Source organism: Bradyrhizobium sp. JR4.3 (assembly GCF_040547695.1).
GTDB lineage: Bacteria > Pseudomonadota > Alphaproteobacteria > Rhizobiales > Xanthobacteraceae > Bradyrhizobium > Bradyrhizobium canariense.
On sequence record NZ_JBEPQF010000017.1, the window covers coordinates 45,969 to 61,449 of the forward strand.

The following is a 15,481-nucleotide window of genomic DNA, read 5'->3' on the forward strand; positions in this document are numbered from 1 at the left end:
TCTCACACGTCGAAGAACACCGTCTCTTCCGGCCCCTGCAAATTGATCGTGAAGGCATACACGATCTTGCCGCCACGCTCGCTGCGCTTTGCGATCAGCGTCGAACGTCGCATCGGCTGTTCGATCAGGCTGAGCACGGGGTCGGCGGCGTTGGCGGCCTCTTCGTCCGAAAAATAGAGGCGCGTGTTGAGACCGATGTTGATACCGCGCGCGACGGTCCAGACATTGATGTGCGGCGCGCCTTTGCGGCCGGTCTTGTCGATGATCGCGCCCGGCTTGATGGTCTCGAAGGTGACGAGACCGCTCTCGAAGTCGGAGCCGGCGCGACCCCAGCCGCGAAATTCCTCGTCAAGCGGGCCGGTCGACCGATCGGCCGGATGGTTGTAGCGGCCGGCCGCGTTCGCCTGCCAGATCTCCAGCAGCACGTCACGCAGCGGCGTGCCGCTGCCGTCGATCACCTTGCCCTCCAGCGTGATGCGTTCGCCTTGCGTGTTCGGCGTCACCAGCACATTGGAGAAGTTCTTCTCGAAAATGTCGAATCCGGCCATGGCCGGGATCAACCCGATATGCACGTAGGGCCCGGCCGTCTGCGAGGCGGTTTCCTTGAGGTAGTTGAGCGGCTGCGGCATGGACCTAGTTCCCTGCGGTGCGATTTTCAAAGTAAGTGGAGCGCCGGCCGCGCAAGACGATGTCGAAGCGGTAGGCGAGCGAGTCGAACGGGGTCGATGCATTGAGGTCGAGCGGCGCGACCAGGCGCTCCAGCGCATCCTTGTCCGGGATCGTCGTCAGGATCGGGCAGGCCGGGATCAGGGGATCGCCCTCAAAGTACATCTGGGTGATCAGACGCTGTGCGAAGCCCGAGCCGAACACCGAGAAGTGGATGTGAGCGGGACGCCAGCTGTTGACGTAGTTGCGCCACGGATAGGGCCCCGGCTTCACCGTGCGGAAATAATAATAGCCGGTGTCGTCGGTCAGCGCGCGACCGCAACCGCCGAAATTCGGATCGATCGGCGCCAGATACGTGTCCTTCTTGTGCCGGTAGCGGCCGCCGGCATTGGCCTGCCAGAACTCGACCAGCGTGTCCGGCACGCCGCGGCCCGTCTCGTCCAGCACGCGGCCGTGGACGATGATGCGCTCGCCGACGGGATCGCCGTCCTTGGCGTAGTTGCGGATCAAATCATTGTCGAGCGGGCCGAGGTCGTTGTGACCGAATACCGGCCCCGTGATCTCCGAGACCGAGGTCTCAAGCGACAGCAGCGCCTGGCGCGGCGAGCGCAGCACCGAGGATTTGTAGCCTGGCGCGTGCGCCGGCGGATGCATGGAACGGTCGCGCTGGAAGAAGCCACCGTCACCGAGCGGAGGCGTGAACGGCTCGGGGCGGTTGAGGCGGGGATCCCGCAAGGCTGGCGCCTGGGCATGCATCGGCGTTGTCTCTCCCTCTGGCGCCCGTTGGGGCGCACGATTTATCGGGAGATGATGGCGCGAGCTATTCTCAAGATAAATAGATCGATTATAATGAATTCCATGAAAAAAATCGATCATTTGGCGCTCGATGGCCACGCGCTGGAGCTGTTCCTGGCGGTGCTGGAAGAGGGCTCGGTGACGGCGGCCGCAACGCGGCTCGGCCTGACGCAATCCGCGGTCAGCCACGCCCTCAACAAGCTGCGGCGGATCGTCGGCGATCCGCTGTTTGCCAAATCCGGCCGCGGCATTGTGGCCACGGCGCACGCCCAGGCGCTCGCGGCAAAGGCGCGAGCACTGATCGACGAGATGCGGAGCTTTGCCGGCGGCGTCACGTTCGAGCCGGCGAGCGCGCAGCTTTCGCTGACAATCGCCGCGAACGACTTCCAGCGCGACCTGCTGCTGCCGCGGTTCTTCGATCATGTCGCCGCGCAAGTGAGGAGCCTGAACCTGCGCGTGATCCCCTCGCAGTCGCCGTCGCCAGCGATGCTTCGGGAAAACCGCTGCGACCTGCTGATCACGCCGCTGCCGCCGTCCGGCATCGACATCGTGCAGAAGCGCCTGCTGCAAGACCATTACGTTTGTTACTACGACCCCAAAGCGCGTGCCGCGCCGGCTACGCGCGGCGCCTATCTCGCGGCGCGTCACATCACGGTGGTCTACACTGACAATGAGCGCCTCGACTTCGATCGTCGGCTTGCAGCCAACGGCTTCCACCGCGACATCGCGATCTCCGTGCCGAGCTTCTCCGGCGTGCCGTCCTTCCTGCGTGGCTCGCAAATGCTGGCGAGCATGCCGAGCCTGCTGGCGCCCGGCGTGATGCACGGCTTCGCGCAGGTGCGGATACCGCTGGCCTCGCGCACGCGAACCCTGGCCGAGCTGCCGATGTTCATGGTCTGGCACCAGCGCTATCAGAAAGATCCGGCCCACCGCTGGCTCAGGAACCAGCTCGAGATCATCGCGGCGACGGCCGCGGGCCGCTGAACGCGCCGGCTGTGACGCATAAGCCACACCCAAGTCCTGTGTGATTCCGCAAGGAAAACGCCGCCTTGCGCGCGAACCAGCAGTTGCACGAAGAAAATACGGGCTGAAATCGTAAAATTGAAGCACAGTGCAACCTACGGGTCGTCCTGGCGAAAGCCAGGGCCATACCGCGTGACCTTTCGATAAGAATCCCCCCGCGGTGACAGACTGGATTGCTTCGCTGCGCGCTGCGCTCGCAATGACGGAGCAAGGGCGAGCATCGCCTTCTCCAACTCGCATTTCAAATCGCATCCTCGCGGCGCATCCGCCCGAGCTATGCTCTCTCCATCACCTCCTTCAAACAAAGCGGGTGCAGGGAAGGCCGGGTACCGGCTTGGACCATCCGGTCTACCTTGCGAGCTTTTCGATCTGCTCCGCCGAGCGCGTTTCAGCCCCGCGCAAGAAGATCGAAATGACTTCGCCGAGCCTGTCAGGAGGACAGGCCCCCGCGAACACATCGTCCTTCACGCGACAATGAAAAAACTTCCGATGATCGCTTGATTGAGGCTCGGCAACTTCTTCGAAAGTCCGGCCGGACAAATATGTATCCCTTAGCTCCACCTTGAAATTCCAGCCGGGATTATCCAACGTCTCGATCGTTATACCGTAGGTATGCTCCCAATCTCCATTGCATTGAGCCGCATACCAGCGCTCCAGTCGTTCAAGCACGTCGCCTACGTCTTGCATCGGATTTCTGTCCGTTGGATGATCAGCTTGTAGGGTGGGTCAGCGTCAGCGTAGCCCACCTCCTTTGTCTCCGCGTCGAGAGGCGTGGTGGGTTACGCTTCGCTAACCCACCCTACAAGGTCACGCCACCGCCGCATCCGGCACGCGCGCGGCTTCCATCGGCTGCTTGCCGCGGATGAGGTCTGAGGCGCGGTCGGCGATCATCATGGTGGAGGCATTGAGGTTGGCCGAGATCATGCGCGGCATCACGGAGGCGTCGATGACGCGGAGACCTTGCACCCCGTGAACGCGGAGCTGGTCGTCGACCACCGCCCAGGTCGAATCCGCCGGGCCCATGCGGCAGGTGCAGCCGGGGTGGAAGGTGGTGGTGCCGCGCTCGGTGGCTGCGGCCAGGAATTCGTCGTCAGTGTTGATGTTGGGACCCGGGAAATCCTCGTAGGCGTAATAGGGCGACAGCGGCGCGCTCTTCAAAAGCCTGCGCGCAAGCTTCATGCCGCCGACGATGACGCGGCGGTCGAGCTCGGCGTCGAGATAGTTGGTTTGGATGATCGGCGGCGCGAACGGATCAGACGAACGGATGCGGACATATCCGCGGCTCTCGGGGCGCTGCTGCCAGGAGGCCACCGTCATGCCGGGCTCGTCCTCGAGCTGGCCCTGCACGCCTTCCTTGTAGCTCGCCGGTGTGAAGGTGAGCTGGAGATCGGACGAATCCGCACTCTCGCCGGAGTGCCAGAAGCAATAGACCATGGTCGGCGACAGCGACAGCAGGCCGCCGCGCGTGGTAGCCCATTTCAGCGCTTCGACCCAGAGCGACAGACCACGGCGGAGCTCGTTGATAGTCCTGATGTCTTTGACGCGCGCGACCGTGCGCGGCGCGTAGTGATCTTGCAGGCCCTCGCCGACCGGAAGCGCGTGACGCACGGCGATGCCGTGGGCCTGCAACAGATCCGGTGAGCCGATGCCGGACAACTGCAACAGCTGCGGTGAATTATAGGTGCCGCCGGACAGGATCACTTCCTTGTTGGCGCGGACCTCGACCGGCGTGCCGCCAGAGCCGCCCTTCATGTAGCGCACGCCGACGGCGCGCTTGCCTTCGAAGATGATCTCGGTCGCGTGCGCGTGGGTGTGGACGTGCACGTTCGGCCGCTTCATCGCGGGCTTGAGGAAGGCGGTGGCGCCGGAGACGCGCAAGCCCTTATCGATGGTGCGCTGGCAATAAGAGACGCCTTCCTGCTTCGCGCCGTTGTAGTCGGGGTTGCGTGGAATGCCGAGGCTCACCGCGCCTTCCATGAAGGCTTCGCAAAGCGGATCGCGCCAGTTCATGGTGGTAACGGTGAGATTGCCGTCGCGGCCGCGGTAAACGTCCTCGCCCTCGCCGACGCGCTTCTCCAGCCGCCGGAAGTAGGGCAGCACGTCGGCATAGCCCCAGCCGCGATTGCCCATCTGCGCCCAGGTGTCGAAATCCATGCGCTGGCCGCGATTGTAGATATGGCCGTTGATCGAGGACGAACCGCCGAGCGTCTTGCCGCGCGGCGCGTAGATGCTGCGCCCGCCGGTCCAGGGCCCGACCTCCTGCTGGTAGGCCCAGTTGATGCTCTTCATATGGAAGGTCTTGATGAAGCCTGCCGGCAGATGGATGTAGGGATGCCAGTCGCTCGGGCCCGCCTCGAGCACGCAGACGCTGGTGTTGGGGTCTTCGCTCAGCCGGCTGGTGAGCACGCAACCGGCGGAGCCCGCGCCGATAATCACATAATCAAATCTGTCCATGGTGCCTCGGCCGCTCTAGCGCGGCTTGTCGTTGAGTTGATAATTCAAATGCATTCGCACGGTCGGCCATTCGGCCGCGGTGATGCTGTAGACCACGGTGTCGCGCAGCGTGCCGTTGGGCGCGACCTGGTGGCTGCGCAGGATGCCGTCCTGCTTGGCGCCCAGGCGCTCGATGGCGCGGCGGCTCTGGTGATTGAAGAAGTGAGTGCGGAATTCCACCGCAATGCAGTCCAGGGTTTCGAAGGCGTGGGTGAGCAGCAGCAGCTTGCACTGCGTGTTGAGCGGGCCGCGCTGCGCGCTCTTGCCATACCAGGTCGAACCGATCTCAACGCGGCGGTTGGCGGCATCGATGTTCATGTAGGTCGTCATGCCCACGATCTTGCCGCTGCCATCTAACACGGTGAAGGGGAGCATCGAGCCCGCGGCCTGAAGACCGAGCCGGCGGTCGATTTCCTTGCCCATGTTGTCCGGCGTCGGAATCGCGGTGTACCAGAGGGTGGAGAGCTCGCCGTCCTTCACGGCCTCGATCAGCCCCTCGCGGTGCTGATGCGACAGCGGCTCCAGACCGGCATGCTGTCCGCGCAGGGTGATGGGATCAGGCCAGGGCATTGCTATCGGTCCTCGTGGTTGTCGTTCCGGGGCGGCTCGAAGAGCCGAACTATGGTGCGCAATTGCGCACCTGAGAATCTCGAGATCCCGGGTTCTATGCTCCGCATAGCCCCGGGATGACAATCGCGTTTTACGCGATTGTCACTTGTTCAGGAAATTCAACGGCAAACCGCCGCGCGGCCAGTCCATGGCGATCAGCTCGCCCTTGCCTGAGAGCGTGATGCAGGCGGTCTTCAGCTCGGGGCCGCCGAAGGCGATATTGGTGGTGACGCGGTCGCCGGTCGGGACCTGCTCGACCAAGGTACCATCGGGCGCGATCACCGAGATGCAGCCGGAGACGAGGGTGGCGACGCAGACATTGCCATTCGCTTCGACCGCCAGCGAGTCGAACATCTGGTAGCCTCCGAGGCCGCAGATCGGTTTTCCGCGTTCACCACGATAGATCACGTCGCGCGGCTTCAGCGTGCCGGGCGCGGAGAGCTCGTAGGCCCAGAGCCGGCCCGTCGGCGTCTCCGCGATGTAGACGGTGGCCTCGTCCGGCGACAGGCCGATGCCGTTCGCCGGCAACACGCCATGAACGACCTCGACGATCTCCTTCATGCCGGGCTTGAGATAATACATGCCGCCGACGTCCATCTCGCGCGCGCGGCGCTTGCCGAGATCGGAGAACCAGAGGCCGCCCTGCTTGTCGAACACCAAATCGTTCGGCCCGCGCAGATCGTGCTCGCCGCAACGCGTCACGACGGTTTCGATCTTGCCGGATCGGAGATCGACGCGCTGGATCGAGCCGCCGAGGTAATCGTCGGGCTGCGGACCCGGCATGATCATGTTGCGGGTCGGGATCCAGGAAAAGCCGCCATTGTTGCAGATGTAGATCTTGCCGTCGGGGCCGAGGGCTGCGCCGTTCGGGCCGCCCGGAATCTTCGCGACGATCTCCTTGCGCCCGTCGGGATGGATGCGGGTCAGGCGCTGGCCGCGGATTTCCACCAGCACGACCGAGCCGTCCGGCATCACGACCGGCCCTTCGGGAAATTCGAGGTCGGTGGCGAGAACGCGGACGTTGGACATGTGGGACCCTCCCGGCTGCTTGTTATGACTTGCACGGGATGTCCGGCACGGGCCCCACACGCAAGATTGCCTGCGGTTATGACAAAGTCGCCGGGGCTTGCCAAGCAAGCGGGATGGTATGCCAGCGTTGCGCGCTAATCTCGCACGGGTATACAAATCTCCAGGCCGCCATTGCCGGTGGCGGGATCGAATTTCTCGTCGTAGCGTTCGAAGTTCGGCGCATCGGCAGCCTTCAGGCCGGAGGCCGGCAGCCACTGATTCCAGATCGCGTTGACGGTACGCCTGATCGAGGCGACGTGGTCTGCGTGGGTGAACACCGCATAGCGCTGCTCGGGGATACGGATACGGCCGAAACCGCGCGGCAGCTCGGAGAAATCGGCGACCTCGACGCCGGCGATGTAGTCGAAATTGCCGGCATCGTCGCCGTTGCAGCAGACGCCATAGGCGACCGGTCCAACACGCGCGGGAATGTCGGCGACCTCCTGGTGGAAGCGCTGCCACAGTCCAGGAATGGCCGCGCCGTTGTCGCAGGAAATGCGCTCGATGATGCCAGCGACGAGGAAGGCCCTTGTGGTTTCGAAGCGCGGGGCGCTTGTCTGCGATGGTTGAGTCCATGAGGATCGGCTCCTGAAGCTTGAGATGGCCGGTGCATTGCGCGGCCCGCACCGCTTCGGGCGTGGTGCCGAACTGGTCGCGGAACGCGCGGGTGAATGCTTCGTGCGAGCCGTAATCCGCCTCCAGCGCCAGCGACAGGATGTCCGGCGCGCCGTTCGCAAGACTGCGCGCCGCTTCGCTCAGCCGCCGCGCGCGCACGTACCGCATCACCGGCAGGCCGGTAGCCGCGGCAAACGCGCGCACGATGTGGAACCGCGACACGCCCGATATCGCAGCGATCTCGTCGAGCGTCATCGGCTCGGCCAGATGGCTCTCGACATACCAGAGCGCGCGCTGGGCTGGGTTCATGGCGTTTCTCTCGTTCGAAGCGCGACCATGATGCACGGAAGTCCGCGGGTTTCGCTTGATCGGCGTTGCGGTCCCGCAGGAGGATAACGCCGGACCAGCCTCTGGCAACGTCCGGGCGTTCATGGCTACACTCGGGTTGTTCTTGAAACCGCTCATAAGAAAGCAGGAGGAACCGTGTCATGAAGATCACCGATGTGCGGCCGCACCATATCCGCATCCCCTATGACGCCGGTGTCGCGAGCTTCCGTCAGGGCGCCTCCGCCATCACCGCCCTCGACATGGTGATCGTCGAGGTCACCACCGACGCCGGGTTGACGGGCTGGGGCGATGCCTTTGCTTATGTCTGCCCCCGCACCACGCGCAGTGCCGTCGAGGAAATGATCGCACCGCAGGCCCGCGGGCTGGAGGTTCCCGATGCCGCCGGCATTCCCGCGGTCATGGAGCAGATCCAGCGTAACCTGCATCTGTTCGGGCGTTACGGCATCACCATGTTCGCGATCTCCGGGCTCGACATCGCGCTGTGGGACCTCGCCGCCAAGATCAAGGACGTGCCGCTGCACCGCCTGCTCGGCGGCACCAGGCGCCCGGCCATTCCGGCCTATGCGAGCCTGTTGCGGATCGGCTCGCCCGACAATATCGCCGCCGAATGCAAGAAGGCGCTCGCGCTCGGCTACGGCGCCATCAAGCTGCACGAGGCCACGGCGCCGGCGGTGTTTGCCGCCCGCGCGGCGATCGGGCCCGGCATTCCGCTGATGGTGGACATGAACTGCCCGCTATCAGGCGAAGAGGCGATCGCGTTCGCCAGCACATGCCGGGACGCGCAGCCGATGTTCCTGGAGGAGCCGGTCTGGCCGCCGGAGGATTTTGCGGCGCTCGCCGAAGTCCGCAGCAAGGGCGGGCTCGGCGTCGCCGCCGGCGAGAACGCCTGCACGGAATATCAATTTCGCCAGATGATGGATGCGGGCGCGGTCAGCCACGCCCAGCCGTCCGTGATCAAGGTCGGCGGCATCACGGAATTTCTCAAGGTTGCAGCGCTCGCAGATCGGGTCGGCGTCAAGGTCGTTCCGCACTCCCCGTATTTCGGCCCCGGCCTGCTGGCGACCTTGCATCTCCTGGCGGGGCGCGACGACGGGTTCGTCGAGATGTTTTACCTGAAGCGCGAGGCCTGCCTCTGGGGCGGCCGCGCCGATGTCGATGCCACCGGCCATGTCGCGGTGCCGACCGGACCTGGGCTCGGCTATGAGCCCGACCGCAGCGTGATGGAGCGATATCGCGTCGCCTGAGCGCGGCGGCTATTTCGCCGCATCCTTTGGCGGCGGCGCATCCTGTTTCTTCTTCACATCCTCGGCGGTCTTCGCCTGCGCGGCCTGGAGATCGCCGAGCGTCTTCTGCAAACCGGCCACGGTCGTCTTCAACGCATCGATCTGGCGAGCCGCGGCGTCCAGCTTCTGCTGGTGATCGAGGTTCAGCTTGGTGATCGTCTTCTGGAGGAAGTCGACATTGCTCTGGAGGCAGCTGGTGCGGCGCTCCATGGTCTTCTCGACGGTGCAGATCTCGATGCCGGGCACGTCCTGCGCGCGGACCGACACAATCGCCAGCGTGGCGAGTACCATCGCGAAACAAGCGCCGGTGCTTCGAAGCAGCATGCAGGTTCCTCATCAAATCAATCACGGCAATGTGCGCTTTTTGCACGCAGCCTGTCGAGGCTACCACACTCGCACCGCATTCTCGCGTTGAGCTTGCGGCTGTTCCCTCGGACGGGGAGCGATGATCTGCACGCGGAGGAAATGGGCGCTCCTTTCGCGGCTTTGTTTAGGGGAGTTTTTGATGGCAACGCGCGACAGACGACTGGCGGAATTCGACGGCGCCGGAGAACCGCCGCCTGGCCTTGCAGTCGAAGTGCTGTGCGAGGACCACAGCGGGACTTATCAGCTGCCGTTCGCCTGCCGCTATGTCGAGGGACGCTGGCAGAACCACACGGCTGGTGTCGCAGTCGAAGCTACCGTTATCGGCTGGCGCGTCCCGCGCATGAAGCATTCGGGCGTGGCCTGAGCACTGATTTCTGTCTCAAAATGCAACGGGGCCGCGTCCCGTCTTAACCTTCGGAACGCGGCCCGAACGAATCACGTCCGAATCAGCCGCAGGGCCCCGTACGCGCCTGTTCACGGCTAGATGTCGCAACTGGCCACCAGGCGCACACAATATCTGCGCAGCGCCTGAGCAGGGCCAGCCGGCCACCGGCGTCAAAAGTTAACGGCTTCAATGACATGACGGCTGGGTGCGGCGGTTGGATGCTCGCTCCCAAAACAGGCAGATGGCAGCCGGCCTGCCTAATATTCGACCTCGAGCTCCTCGATCTCGGCCGGCTCATCCCTTGCCGCCGCGATCCATTCCTTCATCTCCGGCATGGCCATGATGGTATCGGCATAGGCCTGCAGTTGCGGCTCGAGCTTGACGTTATAGGTCACGAAGCGCGTCACTACCGGTGCGTACATCGCGTCAGCCATGGTGCGGGTCTCGCCAAACAAGAAGGGCCCGCCCGATTTGTCCAGGCAGTCGCGCCAGATCGCCCAGACGCGATCGATGTCGGCCTGCGCGCGCGACCAGATCTTGAAGCCGGGGAAGTGCCCCTTCAAATTGACCGGCAGCGAGGCGCGCAAGGTGGTGAAGCCGGAATGGATTTCGCCGCAGATCGAGCGGCAATGCGCGCGCTGGACGCGATCCGCGGGCAACAGCCCTGCATTCGGCATCGCCTCGTTGAGATATTCGCCGATCGCCAGCGTATCCCAGACGACCGCGCCGTCGTGCCGCAGGCACGGCACCAGGATCGACGACGACAACAGCAGGATTTCGGCGCGCGCCGACGCGTCGTCCGGCGCGGTGACGATCTCCTCGAAATCGAGCCCGGAAAATTTCGTCAGCAGCCAGCCACGCAGCGACCAGGACGAATAGTTCTTGCTGCTGATGGTCAGTGTCGCCTTCGCCATGTGGCCTTCCCTCACGCCTGTGACTCACGCCTAAGACATGCACCCCGCCCGGACTGCGGGAGTGCGCAGCGCCTGTGCTTCCCGCAAAAAGAGCAGCAAGCGACGTGCCAATCTTGAGGGCGGCCCATCCCGGGTTTGGCTCCGATATTGCATAGCAGCACGGGACAGGTGGGCGTTTCAGTATGATGTCGATGTATTATCAGGCCTTTCAGAACCAAATGGACCTGACGGCGCCGTGGCGGTCGGGCGCTTCGTCCGCGCTCAAATTCCTCAATCTGGTGCCGCAGGGCTTGTCGGATCAGGTCGTCGGCCGGCTGTCGGCCGCGCTGGAGCTGATCTCCCGCTCCACCCTCACCTATCACCGTCCCGCCTACGGCATCGACAGCGTCATGGTCGGCAATCGCGAGGTCGCCGTGACCGAGGAGATCGCTTACGCGACCCCGTTCGGCTCGCTGCTGCGTTTCAAGAAGGAGGGCGTGGGCGAGCAGCCGCGCATGCTGCTGGTGGCGCCGATGTCCGGCCATTTCGCGACGCTGCTGCGCGGCACCGTGAAGACGCTGCTCCAGGACCACGACGTCTACATCACCGACTGGCACAATCCGCGCGACATTCCCCGCAGCGAGGGCCGTTTCGGGCTCGACGACTACACCGAGCATCTCATCGACTTCCTCGGCCAATTGGGCCCGCGCCCGCATATGGTCGCGATCTGCCAGCCCTCGGTCTCGGCGCTCGCGGCCGCCGCGATCGTGTGCGAGGGCAACCATCCTTCGCGGCCGGCGACGCTGACGCTGATGGCCGGCCCGATCGACACGCGCATCCAGCCGACCAGGGTCAACGAATTCGCCAAGAGCAGGCCAATCGACTGGTTCGAGCAGAACCTGATCAACTACGTGCCGATGCAGTGCCGCGGTGCCTTGCGGAAAGTCTATCCCGGCTTCGTGCAGCTCACCGCCTTCGTTTCGATGAATCTCGAGCGCCACATCAAGCAGCATATCGATCTCGCCGATCACATCGCCAAGGGCGAGAAGGAGAAGGCGGCCAGCATCAAGACCTTCTACGACGAATATTTCGCCGTGATGGATCTGCCCGCGGAATTCTACATCGAGACCGTGCGCGACGTGTTCCAGGAGCATCTTCTGCCCCAGGGCAAGCTGATGCATCGGGGACGTCCGGTGGACACCAAGGCCGTCAGCCGCATGGGGCTGATGACGGTCGAGGGCGAGAAGGACGACATCTGCTCGATCGGCCAGACGCTGGCCGCGCAAGACCTCTGCACCGGCGTGCGCGCCTACCGCCGCGTTCACCACATGCAGGCCGGCGTCGGCCATTATGGCGTGTTCTCGGGCAAGCGCTGGAACAACGAGATCTACCCGCTGCTGCGGGATTTTGTGCACGTGAATTCGTAACCCGTCAGCCCCTGGCCCGTACGTCACGAGCGAACTTCAACGCGCATTGCAGTGAGGCGACCGGAGATGCTGGGGCAGGATCTCGACGCCTCTCCTGACCAAACGGCCAGCTAGAGAAACCGCACGTGCCTAATGCACTTGCTTGAGCAGCTCTCTGGCTTCAACGACTTCGGGAAGATTGCGCTCCGCATCGAATTCAGCGAGCACAGGAGCGAGCACCTCGGATACCGCGCCCGCTCGGCCATTTGTCTTGTGCAGGCGTGCAAGTCCAAGGGCGCTGCGCAGCTCGAAAGTCTTCACCTGTTGGTGCCGTGCGATTACCAGCGCTCGGTTTAGCGCATTTTCGGCACTGGCTAGGTCCGAAGGATCATGACGCAACAAAAGCTCCCCGTAGACGCGATGCAGCTCGGCATCAAGCCAATGCTGACCGGATTGCCCCGCCCATGCGATCAATCCGCTCAAGATTTCGAGCCCGTTTTCGAGTCGGCCCGACTCTGCATCCGCCATCGCGACATGCATCCCCCAAAACGGCTCACAGAGGTAGCAGTCATTCTCGTGCAGCAAGGTCCAGCCGCGACGCATTTCCGTTAGCCCGGCCATTCCGTCGCCGGCACGCCACTTGGCCAGGCCATTCAGGTAGGTGCCGGCGGCCACATACAGCGGCATCGTGTGGTCGCGAGCGAGACCGAGCGCCAGGATCGTCTCTGTTTGCTGCAACATGCCCCCGCATAGTCCGTCGAACACAGCTCGATGAACAAGCGCATTGGCCTGAGAAAGCGCCCGTTTTTCTCCGGAAGCACTTATCGCTTCCACGGCGAGGCGACGTGCGCGAGCGATCCTGCCAAGCGGCCAAAGCACCAGGGCAAGAAACCTCATGATCACGAATGGGAGATCCAGTGCCGAGCCCCTAAACGTCGCGGGATCCGGCTCGTCACCATAGATCTCTAGTGCCTTCTCAAGATGTACTCTCGCGTTCAAGTAGTCGCCCCCGAACCAGCAGGTAACCCCGCCCGTCCAATGTGCAACGACGGCGGCCACCGGTGAGTCCGGTCGCCGTTCAGCGGCGTTCACGATGGCATCCACCAGCGCCCGCATCGGCGCGAGTTCGCCGTGTGTCAGGCAGGCATTGAAGAGACCCGAATGGACTGGCGCAAGTTCAACCGGATCATTGATGTCGGCTGCGAACTGTCGGGCGCGCGTCCATGCGGCTACCGTTTCGGGAGCGCTGTGCCCGAGGCTGCCCCGTAATGCACGGCCATATGCGATTTGAAGATGTAGCCTACTCATCATCCGGTCGTGCTCATCGGGCAGCTCATCGGCGACGGCAATCGCCTTGCCGAGATGTGCAATCGCCTCGGAATAGGCGGAGCGTTTCAGCGCCTGCAGGCCCGCCTTGCGCCACCATTCGAGGGCGACCTCGTTCAGCCCCGCCTCAGTGAAGTGGTGTGCCAGAACTTCCGGCTCAGTCTCGGCGACGACTGGAAACTTCTCGCGCAGGACATCGCCGATGCGCTTGTGAAGCACCTGCCGTTTGCTCTTGAGCAGGCTCTCGTAGGCCGCTTCCTGAACGAGAGCGTGCTTGAAACTATAGTTTGCTTCGGGCGGAGCCCCGCGACGCACCAGCAGTTCGGCCTCTTCGAGTTGCGCTAGCGCAGCGCTCAGCGTCAGATCATCGCGTCCCGCCACATATCTCAGCAGCGCGTATGAGAAGTCGCGACCGATGGCGGCGCCTATCTGCGCCAACTCCTTGACCGGGGCCAGCCGGTCAAGCCGCGCCATCAGCGAATCCTGCAGCGTCGCGGGAATAGCGAGCGGCGGGAGCGGATTATCGAGGCGATAGCGCCCGGCATCTTCGACGAGTAGCCCGGACTCCAGCACCATCTTGGTCAATTCCTCGACGAATAGTGGGATGCCATCCGTCCTATCGATGATCTGCTTCATCATCTCGCGTGGCAGCTGGCGACCAACGGCTACCTGTTCGACCAGCGCGCGCGAGTCCTGCCGATCGAGTCGGTCGAGCCGCAACAGACTAACGTTGGCAAGGCCCGACCAGGAGGGCTCGAACTCTGGCCGGGATGTCATGAGCACGAGTATCGGCAGGCCTCTGATCCGATCGACCGCGAGATCGAACAGTTCAAGTGTCGTGGCATCGGCCCAATGCATATCCTCGCAGATAATCAGCAGGGGTTGCTCTCGCGCCAACCCCTCAAGTTGATCCAGAAGGGCGGCAAATGTCTGTCGCCGCTGCTGCGCCGGGCTCAAACTCAGCGGCGGACAATGGTCGTCGGTGGGAATCGAAAGGAGAGCCGCAATGAGCGGTGTCGCTTGGGCGACCTGCTGTGTTCCAAGCGCCAGCATTGCCTCGAGCTTGTCGAGCTTTTGCCCAGGCGTGTCGTGCGACCTGATGCCGGCGGCGCGCTCGAGCTGCGCGACAAAGGGATGGAGCGCACTGTTGATATGGTAGGGCGAACACTGATATCGCACCCGGCGGTGAGCCCCCAACGAGGGGCTTTCGGACAGCGTTGCGACAATGCGCGACTTGCCGATGCCCGCTTCGCCAGAAATCAATACCATCTGCCCCTGCCCCTGCCATGCCAGCCGCTGGCGCGAGAGAGTGAACTCGATCTCGTCCCTGCGGCCGACAAAACCGATCGAGCGTACCGCGCGGACCGCCTCGAAGCGACTCTCGGATGCGATCGCTCCCTCCACCGCCCAGACTGCGATGGGTTCGGCTATGCCCTTGACCTCACGGCGGCCGAGATTGCGAAACGTGAAGAGATCACCAAGCAGCCGGCGCGTCGACGAAGCAACGACGACCGCTCCCGGTTCCGCCAGGCTCTGGAGCCGAGCTGCAAGGTTTGGTGTGTCGCCGACGGTTGCCTGTTCCTCTGACGCATCTCCGCTGATGAGGTCACCGACCACCACAAGCCCTGTCGCAATTGCGATGCGCAGTTCAACCCGTTCGTCGGCGCCTGTTTTCAGCTGCCCAATTGCGGAGATAGTGTCGAGACCCGCTCGCACTGCGCGCTCCGCATCATCCTCGTGGGCGCGAGGATAGCCGAAATAGACGAGTATTCCGTCGCCGACGAACCTGGCTATCCTGCCGTCATAAGCCGCAACGACGCTCGCGCAGGCGGCGCGGTAGGCCCGGATCACTTCCCACATATCCTCGGGATCGAGACGCGCCGAGAGCGCGGTCGAGCCGACCAGATCGCAAAACATAACGGTGAGGTGGCGCCGCTCGGCGTCCTGAGGAGGCGTCGGCGATGCGATCAACGCGGCTGGATCGAGGTCGGCAATAGCACGCAGCATTTTGCGGCGATGGCCTAGCAGGACTCCGAGCTTATCAAAGTCCTCGTCCATCAGTTCGGGGAGGATGCCCACGTCGATTGCATTCTGGGCAAAACGCTCTGCGTATTGCCCAAGCCCCAGTTTGTCGAGCCATTCCGCAATCTGCATTGGCTCCACCGATCGTGTGGTTGGCGGTTAGCAGGATTTTGGACCACGGCG

Annotated in this window: 13 protein-coding genes and 1 pseudogene; 4 read left to right on the top strand and 10 right to left on the bottom strand. The window is 63.6% G+C overall.

What is annotated here, in order from left to right; all coding sequences use genetic code 11:
• Window positions 1–2: 2 nt before the first annotated feature.
• Window positions 3–629: a protocatechuate 3,4-dioxygenase subunit alpha gene (gene pcaG / locus ABIB91_RS24975; RefSeq protein WP_007595560.1), complete on the bottom strand. Its 627-nt coding sequence runs from the start codon at window positions 627–629 to the stop codon at window positions 3–5.
• Window positions 630–633: 4 nt separating this feature from the next.
• Window positions 634–1,422: a protocatechuate 3,4-dioxygenase subunit beta gene (gene pcaH, locus ABIB91_RS24980; protein ID WP_007595562.1), complete on the bottom strand. Its 789-nt coding sequence runs from the start codon at window positions 1,420–1,422 to the stop codon at window positions 634–636.
• 93 nt (window positions 1,423–1,515) lie between these two features.
• Here pcaH and ABIB91_RS24985 point away from each other — a divergent pair, with 93 nt between their 5' ends.
• Window positions 1,516–2,445: a LysR family transcriptional regulator gene (locus ABIB91_RS24985; RefSeq protein WP_035993424.1), complete on the top strand. Its 930-nt coding sequence runs from the start codon at window positions 1,516–1,518 to the stop codon at window positions 2,443–2,445.
• A gap of 387 nt (window positions 2,446–2,832) precedes the next feature.
• Here ABIB91_RS24985 and ABIB91_RS24990 read toward each other — a convergent pair whose 3' ends face one another.
• From ABIB91_RS24990 to ABIB91_RS25010, 5 genes and pseudogenes are all read right to left on the bottom strand, one after another.
• Entirely contained in the window at window positions 2,833–3,171 is a 339-nt protein-coding gene (locus tag ABIB91_RS24990) for an immunity 53 family protein (protein ID WP_035995229.1), read from the bottom strand.
• A gap of 120 nt (window positions 3,172–3,291) precedes the next feature.
• Window positions 3,292–4,938 (bottom strand): GMC family oxidoreductase, encoded by a 1,647-nt coding sequence (locus ABIB91_RS24995; protein WP_007595566.1) that lies wholly within the window; start codon window positions 4,936–4,938, stop codon window positions 3,292–3,294.
• Between the two features lie 15 nt (window positions 4,939–4,953).
• Entirely contained in the window at window positions 4,954–5,547 is a 594-nt protein-coding gene (locus tag ABIB91_RS25000) for a GNAT family N-acetyltransferase (protein ID WP_354168168.1), read from the bottom strand.
• A gap of 141 nt (window positions 5,548–5,688) precedes the next feature.
• A complete protein-coding gene (locus tag ABIB91_RS25005; RefSeq protein ID WP_354168170.1) occupies window positions 5,689–6,615 on the bottom strand; it encodes an SMP-30/gluconolactonase/LRE family protein in 927 nt (308 codons plus the stop codon).
• 134 nt (window positions 6,616–6,749) lie between these two features.
• Window positions 6,750–7,578: pseudogene (locus ABIB91_RS25010) on the bottom strand (GyrI-like domain-containing protein).
• Between the two features lie 179 nt (window positions 7,579–7,757).
• Between ABIB91_RS25010 and ABIB91_RS25015 the strand changes: the two are divergent.
• Window positions 7,758–8,861: a mandelate racemase/muconate lactonizing enzyme family protein gene (locus tag ABIB91_RS25015; RefSeq protein WP_354168172.1), complete on the top strand. Its 1,104-nt coding sequence runs from the start codon at window positions 7,758–7,760 to the stop codon at window positions 8,859–8,861.
• A gap of 9 nt (window positions 8,862–8,870) precedes the next feature.
• Here the strand turns inward: ABIB91_RS25015 and ABIB91_RS25020 are convergent, their stop codons facing one another.
• Window positions 8,871–9,224 (bottom strand): hypothetical protein, encoded by a 354-nt coding sequence (locus ABIB91_RS25020; protein ID WP_007595592.1) that lies wholly within the window; start codon window positions 9,222–9,224, stop codon window positions 8,871–8,873.
• 181 nt (window positions 9,225–9,405) lie between these two features.
• Between ABIB91_RS25020 and ABIB91_RS25025 the strand changes: the two genes are divergently transcribed.
• Window positions 9,406–9,630, top strand: coding sequence for a hypothetical protein (locus ABIB91_RS25025; RefSeq protein WP_007595594.1), 225 nt, complete (start codon window positions 9,406–9,408; stop codon window positions 9,628–9,630).
• A 278-nt stretch (window positions 9,631–9,908) separates the two neighbouring features.
• On the opposite strand, the gene ABIB91_RS25030 is transcribed toward ABIB91_RS25025, so the two are convergent.
• Window positions 9,909–10,565, bottom strand: a complete 657-nt coding sequence (locus tag ABIB91_RS25030; protein WP_007595595.1) for a glutathione S-transferase family protein — start codon at window positions 10,563–10,565, stop codon at window positions 9,909–9,911.
• Window positions 10,566–10,747: 182 nt separating this feature from the next.
• On the opposite strand from ABIB91_RS25030, the gene ABIB91_RS25035 reads away from it, so the two are divergent.
• Window positions 10,748–11,971, top strand: a complete 1,224-nt coding sequence (locus tag ABIB91_RS25035) for a polyhydroxyalkanoate depolymerase (protein WP_354168175.1) — start codon at window positions 10,748–10,750, stop codon at window positions 11,969–11,971.
• A gap of 129 nt (window positions 11,972–12,100) precedes the next feature.
• On the opposite strand, the gene ABIB91_RS25040 is transcribed toward ABIB91_RS25035, so the two are convergent.
• On the bottom strand, window positions 12,101–15,430 hold the full coding sequence (locus ABIB91_RS25040) for an adenylate/guanylate cyclase domain-containing protein (protein ID WP_354168177.1): 3,330 nt from the start codon (window positions 15,428–15,430) through the stop codon (window positions 12,101–12,103).
• Window positions 15,431–15,481 lie beyond the last annotated feature (51 nt).